Raw genomic sequence first — 16,841 nt, forward strand, 5'->3', positions numbered from 1 at the left:
CTGTGGCGCCTCAGGCCAGGCGGGTGACGTCGGCGTCGAGGGCGGAGAGCTTGCTCATGAAGTGCTCGTAGCCGCGATCGATGAGATTGATGCCCTCGACCCGGCTGGTGCCCTCGGCCGCCAGGGCGGCGATGAGGTGGGAGAAGCCGCCGCGCAGGTCGGGCACGACGATGTCGGCGCCGTGCAGCGGGGAGGGGCCCGAGACGACGGCCGAGTGGTTGAAGTTGCGCTGGCCGAAGCGGCACGCGGTACCGCCCAGGCACTCGCGGTAGACCTGGATGGTGGCGCCCATCTTGCGCAGGGCGCCGGTGAAGCCGAAGCGGTTCTCGTAGACGGTCTCGTGGACGATGGACAGGCCCTGCGCCTGGGTGAGGGCCACCACCAGGGGCTGCTGCCAGTCGGTCATGAAGCCGGGGTGGACGTTGGTCTCCACCACGATGCTTCTCAGGTCCCCGCCGGAGTGGTAGAAGCGGATGCCGTCGTCGCGCACGTCGAAGGCGCCGCCGACCTTGCGGAAGGTGTTGAGGAAGGTCGTCATGTCGCTCTGGCGGGCGCCGCGCACGAAGATGTCCCCGCGGGTGGCCAGGGCGGCCGACGCCCAGGAGGCCGCCTCAATGCGGTCCGGCAGGGCGGCGTGGTTGTACCCGGAGAGCTCGCCCGTGCCCTCGACGTGGATGGTGCGGTCGGTGTCGACCGAGATGATGGCGCCCATCTTCTGCAGGACGTCGACCAGGTCGAGGATCTCGGGCTCGACGGCGGCGCCGCGCAGCTCGGTCAGCCCCTCGGCGCGCACCGCGGTCAGCAGCGTCTGCTCGGTCGCGCCGACGGAGGGGTAGGGCAGGTCGATGACGGTGCCGCGCAGGCCGTCGGGGGCGGTGATGCGGATGCCGCCCTCGAGCTTGTCGACGACCGCCCCGTACTGGCGCAGGATCTCCAGGTGGAAGTCGATCGGCCGGTCCCCGATGCGGCAGCCGCCCAGGTCGGGGATGAAGGCCTCCCCCAGCCGGTGCAGGAGCGGGCCGCAGAACAGGATGGGGATGCGCGAGCTGCCGGCGTGGGCGTCGATGTCGGCCATGTGGGCGGTCTCGACGCGTGAGGAGTCCAGCCGCAGGACGCCCTCGGTCTGGTCGTAGTCGATGGACACGCCGTGAAGGGACAGCAGCCCCGAGACGACGTCGACGTCGCGGATGAGCGGGACGTTGCGCAGGACGGACGGCGTCGCGCCCAGCAGGGCGGCGACCATCGCCTTGGGCACGAGGTTCTTCGCCCCGCGCACCGTGATCTCGCCGTTGAGCGGGCGTCCGCCCCGGACCTGGAGCAATCCGTCGACCATCAAGTACCTCCGAAATGATGAAGTGGTCGCGGGCACCGCGTATTCCTACGAGCGCGCCCGGTGAGCGCAGAGCCGTTTCAGCATAGGCGAGACGGGAGGCGCCGCGGACGCCTGTGAGCGCGCCATCGGCGAACAGCCCGTGGCATGCGCCTCAGCCCTCGGCGCGCGCGCCCGGCAGCCCGACGACGGCGGGCATGTCGGCGGCGCGCGCGGGCACGACCTCCTCCTCGGGCAGGTGGCGGGCCGGCAGCGTGGCCGGCTTGAAGGCCGGGCGCGCCCGCTCGTAGGCGACGATCTCGTCCTCGTGCTGGAGGGTCAGCGAGATGTCGTCCAGGCCCTCCATGAGGGTCCAGCGCACGTAGTCGTCGATCTGGAAGGTGGTGCGGAAGCCGCCGGCGACGACGGTGCGCTCACGAAGGTCCACCGTGATCTCGGTGCCGGGCTCGGCCTCCAGGATCTTCCACAGCTGCTCGGCGTCGTCCTGGCTGATGACGCCGGCGACCAGGCCCTGCTTACCCGCGTTGCCCCGGAAGATGTCCGCGAAGCGCGGGGCCAGCACCACCTTGAAGCCGTAGTCCTTCAGCGCCCACACGGCGTGCTCGCGCGAGGACCCGGTGCCGAAGTCGGAGCCGGCCACCAGGATGCTGGCGCGCCTGTAGGCCTTCCGGTTGAGGATGAAGTCGGCCTCGTTCGCCCTCCACGCCGCGAAGAGCGCGTCCTCGAAGCCGGTGCGGGTGATGCGCTTGAGGTAGACGGCGGGGATGATCTGGTCGGTGTCCACGGCGCTGCGGCGCAGGGGGGCGCCGATGCCGGTGTGGCGGATGAACTTCTCCATCGTGGGTCTCCTTAAGTCCGGCTGATCCGGCTCAGGCCGCGGTGGACGCGGGCAGCCCCACCGGGGTGGAGCGGGGCGGAAGGTCAGCGGGGGTCGACAGCGTGCCGCGCACGGCGGTAGCGGCCGCGACGACGGGCGAGACCAGGTGGGTACGTCCGCCCTTGCCCTGACGGCCCTCGAAGTTGCGGTTCGATGTGGAGGCCGAGCGCTCGCCGGGGGCGAGCTGGTCGGGGTTCATGCCCAGGCACATGGAGCAGCCGGCGTTGCGCCACTCGGCGCCGAAGTCCTTGAAGACCCGGTCCAGGCCCTCGGCCTCCGCCTGGATGCGGATGCGGGCGGAGGCGGGGACGACGAGCATGCGCACGCCCGGCGCTTTGGTCCGCCCGCGCACGACCTCGGCGGCGGCGCGCAGGTCCTCGATGCGCCCGTTGGTGCAGCTGCCGAGGAAGACGGTATCGACCCTGATGTCGCGCAGCGGCATGCCCGGAGTCAGGCTCATGTACTCCAGGGCGCGCCGGGCGGCGCGGCGCCGGGTCTCGTCCGCGATGGACTCGGGGTCGGGGACGGTCGCCGAGATGGGCAGGCCCTGGCCGGGGTTGGTGCCCCACGTGACGAAGGGCTCGATGTCGGCGGCCGCCAGGACGACCTCGGTGTCGAAGACGGCGTCGTCGTCGGTGCGCAGGCCTCCCCAGTACTCCACGGCAGCGTCCCAGTCCTCGCCGACGGGGGCGTGGGGACGGCCGGCGAGATAGTCGAAGGTGGTCTGGTCGGGTGCGATCATGCCGGCCCGGGCGCCGGCCTCGATGCTCATGTTGCAGACCGTCATGCGGGCCTCCATCGAGAGCTGCTCGATGGCGCGGCCGCGGTACTCGATGACGTGGCCCTGGGCGCCGTTGGTGCCGATCCTGGCGATTATGGCCAGAATGATGTCCTTGGCGCCGCTGCCGGCCGGCAGGTCGCCGTCGACGGTCACGCTCATGGTCTTGAATGGGGCGATGGGCAGGGTCTGGGTTGCCAGGACGTGCTCGACCTGGCTGGTGCCGATCCCGAAGGCCAGCGCCCCGAAGGCGCCGTGGGTGGATGTGTGGGAGTCCCCGCACACCACCGTCATGCCCGGCTGGGTCAGGCCCAGCTGGGGGCCGACGGCGTGGACGATGCCCTGGTCGGCGTCGCCCAGGGGGTGCAGGCGCACGCCGAACTCGGCGCAGTTGGCGCGCAGCGTCTCGATCTGGGTGCGGGAGGTGGCGTCGGCGATCGGCAGGTCGATGTCGAGCGTGGGGGTGTTGTGGTCCTCGGTGGCCAGGGTCAGGTCGGGGCGGCGCACCTGCCGCCCGGCCAGGCGCAGCCCCTCGAATGCCTGGGGGCTGGTGACCTCGTGAATGAGGTGGAGGTCGATGTAGAGCAGGTCGGGGGCTCCGTCCACGCCCTGCGAGACGACGTGGTCGCGCCAGACCTTCTGGGCGAGGGTCATTCCCATCGCTGCACATCCTTTCCGTGAAGAAGAGGTTCCCTCGGGGCTGTCAGGGGCGCCGCCCGCGGCGGCGCCGGGCGCCGTCGGCGTGAGGATTCTGACACGGCGCCACTTCTATGCGGCAGCATACTTGAAGTCTCATCCCTCGGAATGGCAATATCAGATTATGGACGCGTTAAGCGACAGTGAGAGCAGCAGCGGCGTTGGAGTCATAGACAAGGCCGCTCTCGTCATGAGTGCGCTGGAGGCGGGGCCCGCCACCCTGGCGCAGCTCGTCACCTCCACCCACCTGGCACGGCCCACCGCCCACCGCATCGCCGTGGCGCTGGAGTACCACCGCCTCGTCTCCCGCGACTCCCAGGGCCGCTTCATCCTCGGTCCGCGTCTGAGCGAGCTCGCCTCGGCCGCCGGGGAGGACCATCTCCTGGCGGCGGCGGGCCCCGTGCTGGCGGCGCTGCGCGACAAGACCCACGAGTCCTCCCAGCTCTACCGCCGCCAGGGCGACGTGCGCATCTGCGTGGCCAACGCCGAGCGCCCCATCGGCCTGCGCGACTCCATCCCCGTGGGCGCCACCATGTCCATGCAGGGGGGATCGGCCGCCCAGGTGCTCCTGGCCTGGGAGGAGCCCGACCGCCTGCACCGGGGCCTGATGGGCGCCCGCTTCAACGCCACCATGCTCTCGGCCGTCCGGCGGCGGGGCTGGGCCCAGTCCGTGGGCGAGCGGGAGCCCGGCGTCGCCAGCGTGTCGGCCCCCGTGCGCGGCTCCAGCGGAAAGGTGATCGCCGCCGTGTCGATCTCCGGGCCGATCGAGCGGATGGGCCGTCAGCCCGGCCGCGTCCACGGCGGGGTCGTCATGGCCGCCGCGCGCCGCCTGTCCGAGGTGCTGCGCAACAACGACGAGGGCTGACCCGCCGGCGCCGTGCGCCCGGGCGCGGGAACGCGCAATAGACTCCCGGCATGCGCCGCACCCTGCTCGTCACCAACGACTTCCCCCCCGTCGTGGGAGGTATTCAGTCCTACCTCGACGACTACACCCGGCGCCTGCCCGCCCGGGACCTCGTGGTCCTGGCCTCGACGCCGCCCGAGGGCCCGCAGGCGGCGGACGGGTTCGACTCCGCCTGCGACTTCGAGGTCGTGCGGGCCCCCGCCCGCGTGCTGCTGCCCACGCCGGGGGCGCGCGCACGGATGCAGCACCTGATCCGCGCCCGCGGCATCGAGACCGTCTGGTTCGGTGCCGCCGCGCCGCTGGGCCTGCTCGGCCCGGCGGCCAGGAGGGCCGGAGCCACGCGCATTATCGCGACCACCCACGGCCACGAGGTCGGGTGGGGCATGCTCCCGGGGGGCCGGCAGGCGCTGCGCAGGATCTTCCGCGGCGCCGACGTCGTCACCTGCATCTCGGACTACACGCTGAGCGGGCTCCGCCCCCACATGCCGGCCGGTCAGCGGGTGCTCCGGCTCCCCAGCGGCATCGACGTCGAGCGCTTCCGCCCCGACGCCGCCGCCCGCGCCGCCCTGCGCGCCCGCTACGGCCTGGGCGGGGCCCCGACCGTCGTGTGCGTCTCGCGGCTCGTGGCCCGCAAGGGCCAGGACTCGCTCATCGAGGCCTGGCCCCGCGTGGTCGCGCGGATCCCCGGGGCCCGGCTGGTCATTGTCGGCTGGGGCTCCTACGCCAGGCGGCTGGCCGAGCTGCGCCGCGCCTCGCCGGTGCGCGAGTCGATCGTCCTGACCGGCGAGGTGCCCGCCGCCGAGCTGCCAGGTCACGTCGCGATGGGCGACGTCTTCGCCATGCCGTGCCGCACGCGCGGCGGCGGTCTCGACGTCGAGGGGCTGGGTATCGTCTTCCTCGAGGCCTCCGCGACGGGGCTGCCCGTCATCGCCGGCACCAGCGGCGGCGCGCCCGAGACGGTGGTCGAGGGGGCGACCGGCGACGTCGTCGACGGCCGCGACCGGGACGCCCTGGTCGCCGCCCTGGTCGCCCAGCTGGCGGACCCGGCGCTGCGGGCCCGGATGGGGGCGGCGGGGCGGGCGCTCATGGAGGAGAGGTGGACCTGGCCCTCCCTGGTGGCCGGGCTGATCGACGCGATCGACGCGCGGTAGGGGCGGGACGATGCCGTCGATCCGGGAAGCAGGAATGGCCCGGCGGGAGCCGGCCGACCCCGGCCTGCCAGCCGGCGCCGCCACGAGCCCCGTCGTGCGGCTCGAGCTCGCCCTGCCGTCCCCCCTGCGCCCGGACGCGGCCCTGGCGCGGCGGGTGGCGCTGGAGGTCGAGGACGGCGACGACAGCGACGGCGCCATCGCCCGCTACCTCCGGCTGGGACTCCGGACGCACCACCGGCATCGTTATCATCTGCTTGCCCACGCCGACGTCGCCGCGGGACCTCCGGACCGACAGGGGCCGTCCGGCGCCGAAGAGCCCGGTACGGACCCGGCGCCAGCCGGGGTTCAGTCGTCGTGGCGGGAGGCGCGCAGCTGAGCGATGGCGGCCTCGAAGTCCTCCACGGAGTCGAAGGAGGAGTACACCGAGGCGAAGCGCAGGTAGGCGACCTCGTCGAGCTCGCGGAGCGGCCCCAGGATCGCCAGGCCGACCTCGTGGGAGTCCACGATCGCCTGGCCGGTGCCCCGGATCGTCTCCTCGACCTTGTAGGCCAGCAGCGCCAGGTCGTCGTCGGACACGGGCCGCCCCTGGCAGGCGCGGCGCACCCCCCCGATCACCTTGGCGCGCGAGAAGGGCTCGACGGCGCCCGAGCGCTTGCGCACCGACAGGCTGGCGGTCTCCACCGTGGTGAAGCGGCGCCCGCACCGGGTGCACTCGCGCCGACGGCGGATCGACATCCCGTCCTCAGCGGTGCGGGAGTCCACCACGCGCGAGCCGTCGTGTCGGCAGAAGGGACAGTGCACGCCGACCTCCTCCGGCTGGTCACCACTGGCGTGCAAACGAGACTAAACGCACAGGCCGGGCCGCCGCAACCGGCATCGGCGTCGAGCTCACCCGGCTGGGACCACGAGAACCTGACCGGGCTCGAGCACGGAGGACTCCAGGGCATTGAGCTCGACGATCCGGGCCACGGTCCCCCCGATGTCGCCCGTGCCCGTGGCCGCCGCGATATCCCACAGGGACTGCCCGGCCCGCACGGTCGCCGTCGTCGTCCGGCCGGGGGCGCCCGCGAGCCCGGCGTCCGCGAGTCCGGAGACCACGATCCCCAGGGAGACGAGAAGAGCGAGCACGAGCGCCACGGCGCTCGCCACTGCCAGGCGGCGCAGCCCGACCGGCAGCGAGCCCGCCGGCCCGCCGGCGCGCCGGGGCGGGGCCTCGGCACGCTCGACCTCCCGCCGCCGCGCCTCGAGCTCGCGTCGGCGAGAGGCGCGCACGGCCGGGTGCCTCGGCGCCAGGTCCGCCGGGCGCGCTCCTGCGGCGCCCGCCGGCCGTCCGGCCCGCTCGCGCCGGGTGCGCCCGGCCCGCGGGACGGCGGGGCGACGGGTCAGCTCCGCGGGGGGCTCGATGGCCGCCTCCGCCCGGGAGCCGTCGGACGCAGGGCCATCGGCACCGCCGCCAACCACCAGGCGAAGGTGAGGACGGGAGCCGGCAGCCGCCTTCCCGCGCACCGCCCGCCGCGTGGGGAGGGCCGAGACGCCACTCGGGCCGAGGGAAGGGAGAAGCGTACGGGCACTCACAAGGACCTCCTGGAACACATGTTCGACGAACATCTGTTCGATACGATAGCGGGGAACGGGAGCCGTGTCCAGGACATTTCGAACACATGTTTGAACTTACGGTGATTCCACCGTAAACTGGATGCGTCAAGACCACCACAGGCCACCGACACGAATTCGACCCCCTCACCGAGCGCGCTGTCCGCACCGGCCCCGTCCCGGCCGCCGCGGACAGCGCCCGGGACGGGGCCGAGGAAGGACCGCCCGGCCATGAAAGCCCCCAGCCCCACAGCCACGGCCGCTCCGGCCCCCGTGGACGCGGCCCTCGCAGCCCTCGACACACGCGCCCGCGCCGTCTACGAGGCCGTCCGGGAGGCCGTCAGCGCGCACGGCTACCCGCCCTCCATGCGGGAGATCGGCGCCACGGTCGGTCTGACCAGCCCGTCGTCGGTCAAGCACCAGCTCGACAAGCTCGAGCGCCTCGGCCTGGTGCGGCGCGACCCGAACCGACCGCGCGCCCTCGAGATCATCATGCCCGACCATCGCGACGACGAGCCGAGGACCCCCGCCCCCGCACAGCGCGCAGAACCCGGCGAGCCGCCCCCGCCGCCGCCTCTTCCGGGCGTGGCCGAGGACGAGGCCGTCGCCGTGCCCCTCGTCGGCCGGATCGCGGCGGGCCGCCCCATCCTCGCCGAGCAGAGCATCGAGGACGTCGTGGCGCTGCCCCGGCGCCTGACCGGCGACGGCGAGCTCTTCATGCTCGAGGTCCACGGCGACTCCATGATCGAGGCCGCCATATGCGACGGCGACTGGGTCGTGGTGCGAGCCCAGGCGGACGCCTCGAACGGGGACATCGTCGCAGCCATGCTCGACGACGTCGACGGCGCCACCGCCACGGTCAAGGTCCTCTCCCGCAAGGACGGCCACCAGTGGCTGCTGCCCCGCAACCCCGACTACACGCCGATCCCGGGAGACCAGGCTGCGATCATGGGCAAGGTCGTGACGGTGCTGCGCTCCCTCTAGACGGGCGGCTCCGGGACCTGCGGCCCCTTTCTCGTCGAGATCGGTTCAAGGGAGCCCGGCGGGGCCCGCCGCCGGGCCTCCACCAGCCCTCGGGTCTCTCCGAGGCCCCGGGAGGCCGACACCGACCGGAAAAAGGCGGCTCCCCACCGCGCCGCACCGCCCAGCCCCGGAGTCACTCATCTAGCGTGGCCGCATGAGCCAGTCCTCCGCTCCCGACACCGACGACCCGGCCGCCCGCTCCCCCGACACCGACGACCCGGCCGCCCGCTCCCCCGACACCGACGACCCGGCCGCCCGCTCCCCCGGCGCCGCCGAATCCGCCGTCCGCGAGCGCGCCGAGGCGGTCCTGCGCGAGCTCGTCGGGCGCGAGGACGCCCGCCTGCGGGAGGACCAGTGGCGCGCCATCCGCGCCCTGGTGGTCGACCGCCGTCGGGCCCTGGTGGTCCAGCGCACCGGCTGGGGCAAGTCGGCCGTCTACTTCGTGGCCACGGTCCTGCTGCGCACCGGCTGGGGCGCCCCGCGGCCCACCTCCTCCGGGCCCGGCTCGCCCGCCCCGGCGGGCGGCGAGGGCGCGGCGTCCGGCGCGACGGTCATCATCTCCCCGCTGCTGGCCCTCATGCGTGACCAGGTCGCGGCCGCCCGCCGCGCCGGCATCAGCGCCGTCACCATGAACTCCGCCAACGTCGCGCAGTGGCCGGACATCGAGGCCCGGGTGCGCTCCGGCGCCGTCGACGTCCTGCTGGTGTCCCCCGAGCGCCTCAACAACCCGGTCTTCCGCGACGAGGTCCTCCCCCACCTGGCCGCCGACGCAGGCCTGGTCGTCATCGACGAGGCGCACTGCATCTCGGACTGGGGCCACGACTTCCGCCCCGACTACCGGCGCATCCGCACCCTGCTGGCGGGCCTGCCGGCGCGCACGCCGGTCCTGGCCACCACGGCGACCGCCAACGCCCGCGTCACCGCCGACGTCGCCGAGCAGCTCGCCGGCGGGGAGCCGGGGTCGCGGGCCGAGCAGGTCCTCGTCCTGAGGGGGACCCTGGAGCGGGCCTCCCTCCACCTGGGCGTGCGCCGCCTGCCCGACGCGGCCTCGCGCCTGGCCTGGCTGACCGCCTACCTGCGCGGCGCCCCCGGCTCGGGGATCGTCTACTGCCTGACGGTCTCGGCGGCCGGCGAGGTCGCCGAGCGTCTGCGCGAGGCGGGCCTGGAGGCCGCCACCTACACCGGCCAGACCGACGCGGCCGAGCGCGAGCGGCTTGAGGAGGATCTCAAGGCGAACCGGGTCAAGGCGCTCGTGGCCACCTCCGCCCTGGGCATGGGCTTCGACAAGCCCGACCTGGCCTTCGTCATCCACATGGGGGCGCCGAGCTCGCCGGTGTCCTACTACCAGCAGGTCGGGCGCGCCGGCCGGGGGGTCGATCGCGCCGAGGTGGTGCTCCTGCCGGGCGCCGAGGACCGCTCCATCTGGGACTGGTTCGGCTCCCAGGGGTTCCCGCCCGAGTCCGCCGTCCGCGAGGTCCTGGCCGCCCTGGACGAGGCGGCCGGAGCGGGCGAGGGGCCGCTGAGCACGAACGTGCTGGAGACCGCCACGAGCCTGCGCCGCACCCGCCTGGAGTCCATGCTCAAGGTCCTGGACGTCGACGGCGCGGCGCGGCGCGTGCGCGGCGGCTGGCAGTCCACCGGACGTCCCTGGACCTACGACGCCGAGCGGTACGCGCGCGTGGAGGCCGCCCGCGTCCGCGAGCGGGAGGCGATGCTGCGCTATGAGGCGCTGGAGGCGCCCGAGTGCCGCATGGCCTTCCTGCGCGCCGCCCTGGACGACCCGGTCATGCCCGCGCACTGGCGCTGCGGGGCCTGCGACCTGTGCGGCGGGCTGGCCCTGGCCCAGGACGCGCAGGCCCGGGAGGTGGAGGCGGCCCGGGCCTCGCTGGCCCGGGTGGGGGTCGCCCTGACGCCGCGCAGGCAGTGGCCCGCCGGCATGGACCGGCTGGGGCTGCCCGGCCTGCGCGGCCGGATCAAGGAGCCCGAGCGCGCCGGGGCGGGCATGGCCGTCGGGAGGCTGGACGGCCTGGGGGTGGCCGGGGCGCTGCGCGAGCTGATCGAGCCGGGCTCCGACGCCGAGGTCCCCCGCGCGCTGCGGGCCCCGGTGCTCCAGGTCGCCGACCGCCTGGCGGCCCTCATCGGGGCCCCTCCGACAGGCGCCGGGGACGAGACCGGCCCAGCCGCCGCGCCGCCGCAGGGGGAGGACGCGCCGCTGGGCGTCGTCATCGTCGACTCGCGGCGCCGGCCCCGGCTGGTGCGCCAGCTGGGCCGGGCGCTGGCCCGCCACCTGGGCGCCAGGCCCCTGGGAGTCGTCGGGGTGCGCGGCGAGCCGGGCCGCCACGACGTCGGCGGCGCCTACCGGCTCGCCGAGGTGGCGCGCTCCTTGACCCTGGAGGAGTGGTCCGACGACGCCCGGACCCGGCTTACCGGGGCGCGGGTGATCCTGGTCGACGACTGGACCGGCTCGGGCTGGACGCTCACGGTCGCGGCCCGCCTGCTGCTGTGCGCGGGCGCCGCCTCGGTCCACCCCTTCGTGCTGGCTCAGCGCTGAGACCCTGTCCGACCCCGCCGGACCCGTGCGATGGCCGGTGCCGGGAGGGTGCAGACGGGCAGCGCAGCCTGCGTCCCGCGCGTCAACCGAGCCATCCCAACGTCAACGCACCTTTCCGGCGCACCGCGGGCCCGGGCGGGCGCGGCCGCGCCGTCGTCCGAGCCCCGTCATGGCCGGGACGGTCGGCTGGTCCGGCTCCGGCCCGCACCCCTCGGGCCGCACCCGGCCGCACCAACCGTCCACCGCAGGAGCCGGCACCACAGCAGGGGACCCACCCGGCACCCGCCTGCGCCCGAGAGCGGAGAAAAGGTGGTTCCCACGCACTTTTAAGGCGATCGACACCGATGCGCTCAACAAGAATCGTTGCAATTTCGCGGTTCTACGACACAGGCGGAGCAAGGCCCAGCGTTAAAAGTGCGTAGGAGCCACCTTTCCCTACCGCAACCGGCCCCCACAAGGTCCCGAGGAACCGGGCGAGACCGCTCCCGACGAGCACCTCAGACCGATCTCGGCAAAATCTCGGCAAAGGAGACGACCGGGAGCGGCCGAGGGAGGAGCCGGGCGCTCCGGGCGCCGACCCGCCCAACGCCCCGGACCGGTCGCCTAGTGGTCCGACGAGCCCGTGGCGGCCTCGGCGAGCACCTCGCCGACGGGGCCTCCCGGCGCCCCGGGCTGCTCGTCCCGGAGGTAGTACCACCAGAAGGGGGCGCCCCAGGACCTCGCGCGGCCCAGCGCCGCGCTGGTCAGGTGGCGGGCGGTGGCGGTGCGGGCGGCGGCCGCGTCCTGCCGGGAGCCGAACCACCAGGGGCCGGGGTCGAGGTCGTCCCCGCCGTAGCCGAGCTCGGTCAGGGCCAGGCGCTGGTCCGGGAAAGCCTCCGCCAGGGCGGTCAGGACCCGGTCGGCGCCCGTGCCCAGCGGGTGCAGCTGGGGGTAGACGGACAGGCCCAGCACGTCGGTGAGCCCGAGCAGCTCAGGGGTGAGCTCGCTGCCCGCCCAGGTGAGGACCGAGCTCTCCCCCGACTCCTGGCCGAACTGGTAGTAGAGGGTAACCACGGTGGTGGCGGCGGCCGTGGCCGGGTCGGCGCGCACGGCCCGCGCCGCCCGCAGGGTCCTGTCGACGGCGCCGTCCCCCAGCCAGGAGCCGCCGAGCTCGTTGCCGACCTCCCAGGCGTCGGCCCCGGGCAGGCCGGCCACCAGAGCCCCCACCCGCTGGTCCCAGGCCTCGTCGCTGAAGTCCGCCATCACCTGGGAGTCGCAGACCTGCACCAGGGCGAGCGCCCCGGCGTCGTGCAGGGCGGTGACGGTCCGCCGCCAGGCGTCCAGCTCGTCGGAGTCAGAGGCGTCGTCGACGACGATCCTGGCCGCCGTGCGCCGCCGCCCCTCGCCGATGCCGGCGGCCCGGGAGACCTGGGAGGCGTCGGGCGGCTGGGTGAAGGTGACGCCGATGAGCGCGTCGGCCGGCGCGAGCGCCCGGCCGGCCTCGTCGAGGGCCAGCTGGGCGCCGGCCGCCGCCTCCAGGGCCTCAGCCCCGCGCGAGGCGCGCTCGGCAGGGTCGGAGGCCGACGAGCAGGCCTCCAGGGCGGCGGCGGCGCCCTCCCGCAGGGACTGCACCCCGGCGCGCGCCGCCGCACCAAGGGCGTCCAGGCGCGTCCCCTGGCGCTCGTACAGGGCGCGGGCGGCGAGCTCGGCCAGGGAGTAGCGGCCCGGGCCGGGGATGTCCGCCATGAGGGCGGAGTAGCCGTGGCTCGTGGGCCACGACAGCGTCAGGGTCGCGGGGCCGCCCCCCGGCAGGTCGACGGCAGCGCTGGCCTCGTCGTCCTCGTACAGGGGCGCGTGGGCCAGGACCTCCAGGGTGCCGGTGTCCAGGAGCTGGTCGTCCCAGCCGTCCTCCCCCGCCCCGTTGGACTGGATGCGGCGCAGGCCGTCGAGGTCGAGCAGGGAGCCGGCCGGATCGACGACGTCGAGGCGCGCGACGCCCGAGCCCGGCTCGTCCTCGTCGGGCGCGCACGCCGCCATGACGGCGGCAGCCGCGGTGGTGACGCCGGCCGTCCAGGCCAGGGCCCGGCGCCTGCTGATCCCGCCCGCGTGGTGCGCCGGGTGCACCGGGTGCGCCATAGCTCCTCCTGCCCGTGTCCGGGTGGGCGGTCCCACTCACCCGGATGCTCGCTCAACCCAGGTCGGTCGCCGGCACGAAGGTGTATCCGGCCCCCCTGATACCGGCGACAATATCCTTCAGCGCGTTGATGTCGTAGAAGGGGTGGAAGAAGAAGGAGGCGTTGGCGTGGGTGACCACCGTGTTCGCCTGCGCCGCCGCGATAATGTCCTGCGCCGTTCGGGCCGGGTGCTGGCTGTAGGCCTCGGGCTCGTAGTTGCCCAGGTTCTCCGGCAGGACGTTCATCCCGTAGGGGTCGGTGACCGTGTAGGGGAAGAGCTGCCCGACGTAGTCGTAGGGGCCGCCGCTGCGGCCGGTGAGCGTGCCCGCGTAGAACAGGGAGCGCTCGTAGCGGGTGGAGTAGACCTGCGAGATCCCCCGGTAGGCGGCGTCGGTGGCCGCGTAGTGGGGGGCCTCGAAGATGGCCGGGGTTGGCAGGCCCGCCTCGGCGAAGAGGTCGCGGCCGCGGGTGACGCGGTCGGCGGTCTGAGCGGCAGACATGTTCGCCAGCTCGCCGCCGATCTGCACGTAGGTCGTCTTCGTGCACGGCACCGCCTCGGCGCCCCGGTCGGGGGTGGCGGTGCACCAGGAGCGGATGAACTCGAAGTCGTCGGTGCTCACGGCCGAGTACGGGTTGGTCAGCTCGCCGTACTGGTGGGTGGTGCCGTGCTGCACGAGGGTCCCGCCGTTGTCGACCGCGTACTTGAGCACAGCGACGAGCTCGGGCCGGTCGGCCAGCGTGGTGGGGCCCTCGGGCGCGCCGTCGTTGTCCACGCCCAGGGGGTCGGTGTAGATGGGGACGACGGCCATCTGGAAGGGGACCTGCTCGCCCACGAGGTAGTCGACCTGGGCGCGCAGCTGGGCCGGGTCGGTCTCCGGGCTGACGTCCTCGATGCGGACGGCCGCGGTGCGGGTGGCGGCCGCCCCGGGCTGGAGGGTGTCGAGGACGATGTCGGCGGCCGCCAGGTAGCGGTCGGACTCGTTCATGTAGGTCATGGGGATCTCGCCGATGTAGGTCAGGTTGCCCGACTTCACCGCCCACGGGAAGGCCGACCCGGAGGACTGCGCCACGGAGGCGCAGGCGGCCTCCGCGCCGTCGGCCCCTGAGCACCGCGCCTGGCCGAGCACGCTGACGGCGGCGGCGTCGGTGATGTGGGGCGAGAGGATGCCGCTGGTGTTCAGGGCGTTGCGGCTCAGGTCCCGGCCGTTGTAGCTCACCTTCGTCACGGTGTCGGTGGCGTCGATGTAGGACGTGGCCGCGTCCCACCCGTACCGGGCCGCGAAGGCCGTCCTGCCCTCCTGGGTGGAGGTCAGCTGCCAGATGTTGAAGCCCATCCACAGCACGGGCACGTCCCCGGTCAGCACGTCGTCCCGGAAGGCCTGGGGCAGCTCGCCGTCGTAGGTGGAGCCCACGTACATCACCGCGGTGTACCGGCCCGCGAGACCGGCGACGTAGTCGGTCACCGGCAGGGTCGTCACGGCCCCGCTGTGGGATGCGAGCATGCCGGCCTCGATCGCGTAGTACTCCCCGAGCCGGCCCCACTCGCCGCCGGTGTCGAACAGGACCAGGGTGCTGGCCGGGCCGTTGGCCTGGCTGGAGAAGCTGCGGGCGCTGGCGGGCGTCTCCGGCGCCTGCGCGGCGAGGTCGCGGGGCTGCGCGGGCGCACCGGCCGCGTCGGCGGGGGCGGCGAGGTCGACCTGGGCGTCCGGGTCGAGTGCGAGCGGCAGGGTCTCCTGCCTGGCGGCCTCGGGGGCCGGTACTCCGGCGGCGGCCTGGTCGGCGACCTCGGAGGCGAGGTCCGCGGGGGCGCCCGACTCGCCCGCCGGGGCCCCGGCGGGCGAGTCGGGCGAGTCGGCGGGTGCCGCGCTCGAGCCCGGCACCGCCAGGGCGAGGGCCGCGACGCACATCGCCAGCAGAGGGAGCCCGTATCGGGTCCGGCGTTGTCCGCCGGGGAAGGGACGGGACATGGTGCACCTCCGTCAGGGGCCGTTCTCGGTTGGAAGGATCCTGCGTCTCGAAGGCGCTCCGAAGACGATCGCCCCGTCGGGGAGCGACGAGCGCCGGAAGCACCTGCTAAAGCGATCAGTGACGCAGTCAAAGTTACGATCCGGTAACGACGCTAGCATTCATAGGGACCCCTTGTATATGTCGTTGCTCACACGGAGACCCGCGGAACCCACGGGGAGGGCCGACGGGAGGGGCGTCGCGAGCCTCCCCGAGGCGGAGGGACGTGCTCCGGCGGTCCGGCGGGGGCCGGCCCCGCTGCAGGGTCCGACGTGCAGGCGAACGGCGAGACCGGCCCCGGCGGGCCCGGGCGTCCCTGTGGAGCCGGGGACGACGAGCCCCGGCGGGGGTCAGCCCCGGCGGGCCCGGACGGCCTCGGCGTGCGCCGGCAGGTCCTCGCAGTGCGCCAGCGCGCTCAGCGGGCCGCTCAGGGACTCCAGGGCGGCGGCGTCGTACTCGATGAGCTGGACGGGCCTGAGGTAGGCCATGACGCTCAGCCCGGAGCTGAAGCGGGCCGTGCCGCCGGTAGGCAGGACGTGGTTGGAGCCCGCCAGGTAGTCCCCCAGCGGCACGGGGCTGCAGGGGCCCACGAAGATCGCCCCGGCGTTGCGGATGCGGCGCGCGACCTCGGGGGCGCCGGCGGTGTGGATCTCCAGGTGCTCGGCGGCGTAGGCGTCGGCGACGGCGATGCCCTGCTCCAGGTCGCGCACCAGCACGGTCCCCGACTGCCTTCCGCGCAGGGCGGTGCCGGCCCGCTCGGCGTGCCTGGTGGCGGCCAGGCGGCGCGCCAGCGCCTGGTCGACGGCGTCGGCCAGGGCCGGGGAGTCGGTGATCAGGACGCTTGCGGCGCTCGGGTCGTGCTCGGCCTGGGAGAGCAGGTCGGCGGCCGCGTACTCCGGGTCGGCGGTCCCGTCGGCCAGGACGGCGATCTCGGTGGGCCCGGCCTCGGCGTCGATGCCCACCGCGCCGCGCACGGCGCGCTTGGCGGCCGCCACGTAGATGTTGCCGGGGCCGGTGACGACGTCGACGGGATCGCACAGCATCGCCCCCGGCTCGCCGGGACCGCCCGCGGCCGCGAGGTCGGCCCGGTCGACGTCGTCGTCGGCCCGGGCGCCGTAGGCGAGCATGGCGACGGCCTGGGCGCCGCCGGCGGCGTAGACCTCGGTGAGGCCCAGCAGGGCGCAGGCGGCCAGGATCGTGGGGTGGGGCAGGCCGTTGAAGGCGGCCTGCGGCGGCGAGGTGAGCGCGATCTGCTCGACGCCGGCGACCTGGGCGGCCACCGCGTTCATGACCACCGAGCTCGGGTAGACGGCGAGACCTCCGGGGACGTAGAGCCCGACCCTGCCCACCGGGATCCACCGCTGGACGATCCGCCCCCCGGGAACGATCTGGGTGACGGCCTCGACGGGGAGCTGGGCGGCGTGACCAGCACGGTTGTGGGCGATGCACAGCTCGAGGCCCTCGCGCACCGCCGGGTCGAGGCCGGCCAGGGCGGTCCGGAGGGCCTGCGCGGGCACGCGCAGGTGCTCGGGGCGCACGGCGTCGAAGCGCTCGGAGGCGTCGCGCACAGCGGCGGCGCCGCGCGCGCGCACGTCCTGGATGACGGGCGCCACCCGGTCCAGGGCGGTGGCGACGTCCAGGCGGGCGCGGGGCAGCGCCTCGGCGAGGTCGCGGGCGGACAGGTCCTGGTCGCGCAGGTCGATTCGGGTCAGCACACGCACATGCTAGCCACCGGACGGTCCGGCGCGGGCGGCCCTCAGCGGGGCCCGGACCCCGAGGAC

The 16,841-nt window shown here is 74.5% G+C and carries 13 protein-coding genes; 5 read left to right on the forward strand and 8 right to left on the reverse strand.

What is annotated here, in order from left to right; translation table 11 throughout:
- Nucleotides 1–10 precede the first annotated feature (10 nt).
- From murA to leuC, 3 genes are all read right to left on the reverse strand, one after another.
- Nucleotides 11–1,333, reverse strand: a complete 1,323-nt coding sequence (gene murA, locus O145_RS01070; RefSeq protein ID WP_043558400.1) for a UDP-N-acetylglucosamine 1-carboxyvinyltransferase — start codon at nucleotides 1,331–1,333, stop codon at nucleotides 11–13.
- Nucleotides 1,334–1,484: 151 nt separating this feature from the next.
- On the reverse strand, nucleotides 1,485–2,168 hold the full coding sequence (gene leuD / locus O145_RS01075; RefSeq protein ID WP_043558402.1) for a 3-isopropylmalate dehydratase small subunit: 684 nt from the start codon (nucleotides 2,166–2,168) through the stop codon (nucleotides 1,485–1,487).
- Between the two features lie 31 nt (nucleotides 2,169–2,199).
- Entirely contained in the window at nucleotides 2,200–3,645 is a 1,446-nt protein-coding gene (leuC, locus tag O145_RS01080; protein ID WP_043558404.1) for a 3-isopropylmalate dehydratase large subunit, read from the reverse strand.
- A gap of 160 nt (nucleotides 3,646–3,805) precedes the next feature.
- Here leuC and O145_RS01085 point away from each other — a divergent pair, with 160 nt between their 5' ends.
- From O145_RS01085 to O145_RS01095, 3 genes are read left to right on the forward strand one after another with little or no spacing between them, the layout of a single operon-like run.
- Nucleotides 3,806–4,546 (forward strand): IclR family transcriptional regulator, encoded by a 741-nt coding sequence (locus O145_RS01085; protein WP_043558406.1) that lies wholly within the window; start codon nucleotides 3,806–3,808, stop codon nucleotides 4,544–4,546.
- Nucleotides 4,547–4,596: 50 nt separating this feature from the next.
- Nucleotides 4,597–5,736, forward strand: a complete 1,140-nt coding sequence (locus tag O145_RS01090) for a glycosyltransferase family 4 protein (protein WP_043558409.1) — start codon at nucleotides 4,597–4,599, stop codon at nucleotides 5,734–5,736.
- A gap of 34 nt (nucleotides 5,737–5,770) precedes the next feature.
- Nucleotides 5,771–6,112: a hypothetical protein gene (locus tag O145_RS01095; protein ID WP_043558411.1), complete on the forward strand. Its 342-nt coding sequence runs from the start codon at nucleotides 5,771–5,773 to the stop codon at nucleotides 6,110–6,112.
- On the opposite strand, the gene nrdR is transcribed toward O145_RS01095, so the two are convergent.
- Both nrdR and O145_RS18835 read right to left on the reverse strand, forming a co-directional pair.
- Nucleotides 6,082–6,537: a transcriptional regulator NrdR gene (gene nrdR / locus O145_RS01100; RefSeq protein WP_043558414.1), complete on the reverse strand. Its 456-nt coding sequence runs from the start codon at nucleotides 6,535–6,537 to the stop codon at nucleotides 6,082–6,084. The two genes, O145_RS01095 and nrdR, sit on opposite strands and share 31 nt — an antisense overlap.
- Before the next feature lie 87 nt (nucleotides 6,538–6,624).
- On the reverse strand, nucleotides 6,625–7,197 hold the full coding sequence (locus O145_RS18835; protein ID WP_052374453.1) for a LysM peptidoglycan-binding domain-containing protein: 573 nt from the start codon (nucleotides 7,195–7,197) through the stop codon (nucleotides 6,625–6,627).
- Nucleotides 7,198–7,560: 363 nt separating this feature from the next.
- On the opposite strand from O145_RS18835, the gene lexA reads away from it, so the two are divergent.
- Both lexA and O145_RS01115 read left to right on the forward strand, forming a co-directional pair.
- Nucleotides 7,561–8,313 carry a transcriptional repressor LexA gene (gene lexA, locus O145_RS01110; protein ID WP_043558417.1) on the forward strand — a complete coding sequence of 251 codons (753 nt, stop codon included), beginning with the start codon at nucleotides 7,561–7,563 and terminating at the stop codon, nucleotides 8,311–8,313.
- 193 nt (nucleotides 8,314–8,506) lie between these two features.
- Nucleotides 8,507–10,903 (forward strand): RecQ family ATP-dependent DNA helicase, encoded by a 2,397-nt coding sequence (locus O145_RS01115; protein ID WP_052374455.1) that lies wholly within the window; start codon nucleotides 8,507–8,509, stop codon nucleotides 10,901–10,903.
- A gap of 603 nt (nucleotides 10,904–11,506) precedes the next feature.
- Here the strand turns inward: O145_RS01115 and O145_RS01120 are convergent.
- From O145_RS01120 to hisD, 3 genes are all read right to left on the reverse strand, one after another.
- Nucleotides 11,507–13,018 (reverse strand): hypothetical protein, encoded by a 1,512-nt coding sequence (locus O145_RS01120; RefSeq protein ID WP_043558419.1) that lies wholly within the window; start codon nucleotides 13,016–13,018, stop codon nucleotides 11,507–11,509.
- Between the two features lie 52 nt (nucleotides 13,019–13,070).
- Nucleotides 13,071–15,023 (reverse strand): DUF2334 domain-containing protein, encoded by a 1,953-nt coding sequence (locus tag O145_RS01125; RefSeq protein WP_043558421.1) that lies wholly within the window; start codon nucleotides 15,021–15,023, stop codon nucleotides 13,071–13,073.
- Nucleotides 15,024–15,410: 387 nt separating this feature from the next.
- Nucleotides 15,411–16,775, reverse strand: a complete 1,365-nt coding sequence (hisD, locus tag O145_RS01130) for a histidinol dehydrogenase (protein ID WP_043558424.1) — start codon at nucleotides 16,773–16,775, stop codon at nucleotides 15,411–15,413.
- Nucleotides 16,776–16,841 lie beyond the last annotated feature (66 nt).

Source organism: Actinomyces israelii DSM 43320, assembly GCF_000711965.1.
GTDB lineage: Bacteria > Actinomycetota > Actinomycetes > Actinomycetales > Actinomycetaceae > Actinomyces > Actinomyces israelii.

What these genes read in the sequence shown, in the direction of transcription:
- murA (WP_043558400.1), bottom strand. Translation starts at nt 1,333, where the DNA reads ATGGTCGACGGATTGCTCCAGGTCCGGGGCGGACGCCCGCTCAACGGC.
- leuD (WP_043558402.1), bottom strand. Translation starts at nt 2,168, where the DNA reads ATGGAGAAGTTCATCCGCCACACCGGCATCGGCGCCCCCCTGCGCCGC.
- leuC (WP_043558404.1), bottom strand. Translation starts at nt 3,645, where the DNA reads ATGGGAATGACCCTCGCCCAGAAGGTCTGGCGCGACCACGTCGTCTCG.
- O145_RS01085 (WP_043558406.1), top strand. Translation starts at nt 3,806, where the DNA reads ATGGACGCGTTAAGCGACAGTGAGAGCAGCAGCGGCGTTGGAGTCATA.
- O145_RS01090 (WP_043558409.1), top strand. Translation starts at nt 4,597, where the DNA reads ATGCGCCGCACCCTGCTCGTCACCAACGACTTCCCCCCCGTCGTGGGA.
- O145_RS01095 (WP_043558411.1), top strand. Translation starts at nt 5,771, where the DNA reads ATGGCCCGGCGGGAGCCGGCCGACCCCGGCCTGCCAGCCGGCGCCGCC.
- lexA (WP_043558417.1), top strand. Translation starts at nt 7,561, where the DNA reads ATGAAAGCCCCCAGCCCCACAGCCACGGCCGCTCCGGCCCCCGTGGAC.
- O145_RS01115 (WP_052374455.1), top strand. Translation starts at nt 8,507, where the DNA reads ATGAGCCAGTCCTCCGCTCCCGACACCGACGACCCGGCCGCCCGCTCC.
- O145_RS01120 (WP_043558419.1), bottom strand. Translation starts at nt 13,018, where the DNA reads ATGGCGCACCCGGTGCACCCGGCGCACCACGCGGGCGGGATCAGCAGG.
- O145_RS01125 (WP_043558421.1), bottom strand. Translation starts at nt 15,023, where the DNA reads ATGTCCCGTCCCTTCCCCGGCGGACAACGCCGGACCCGATACGGGCTC.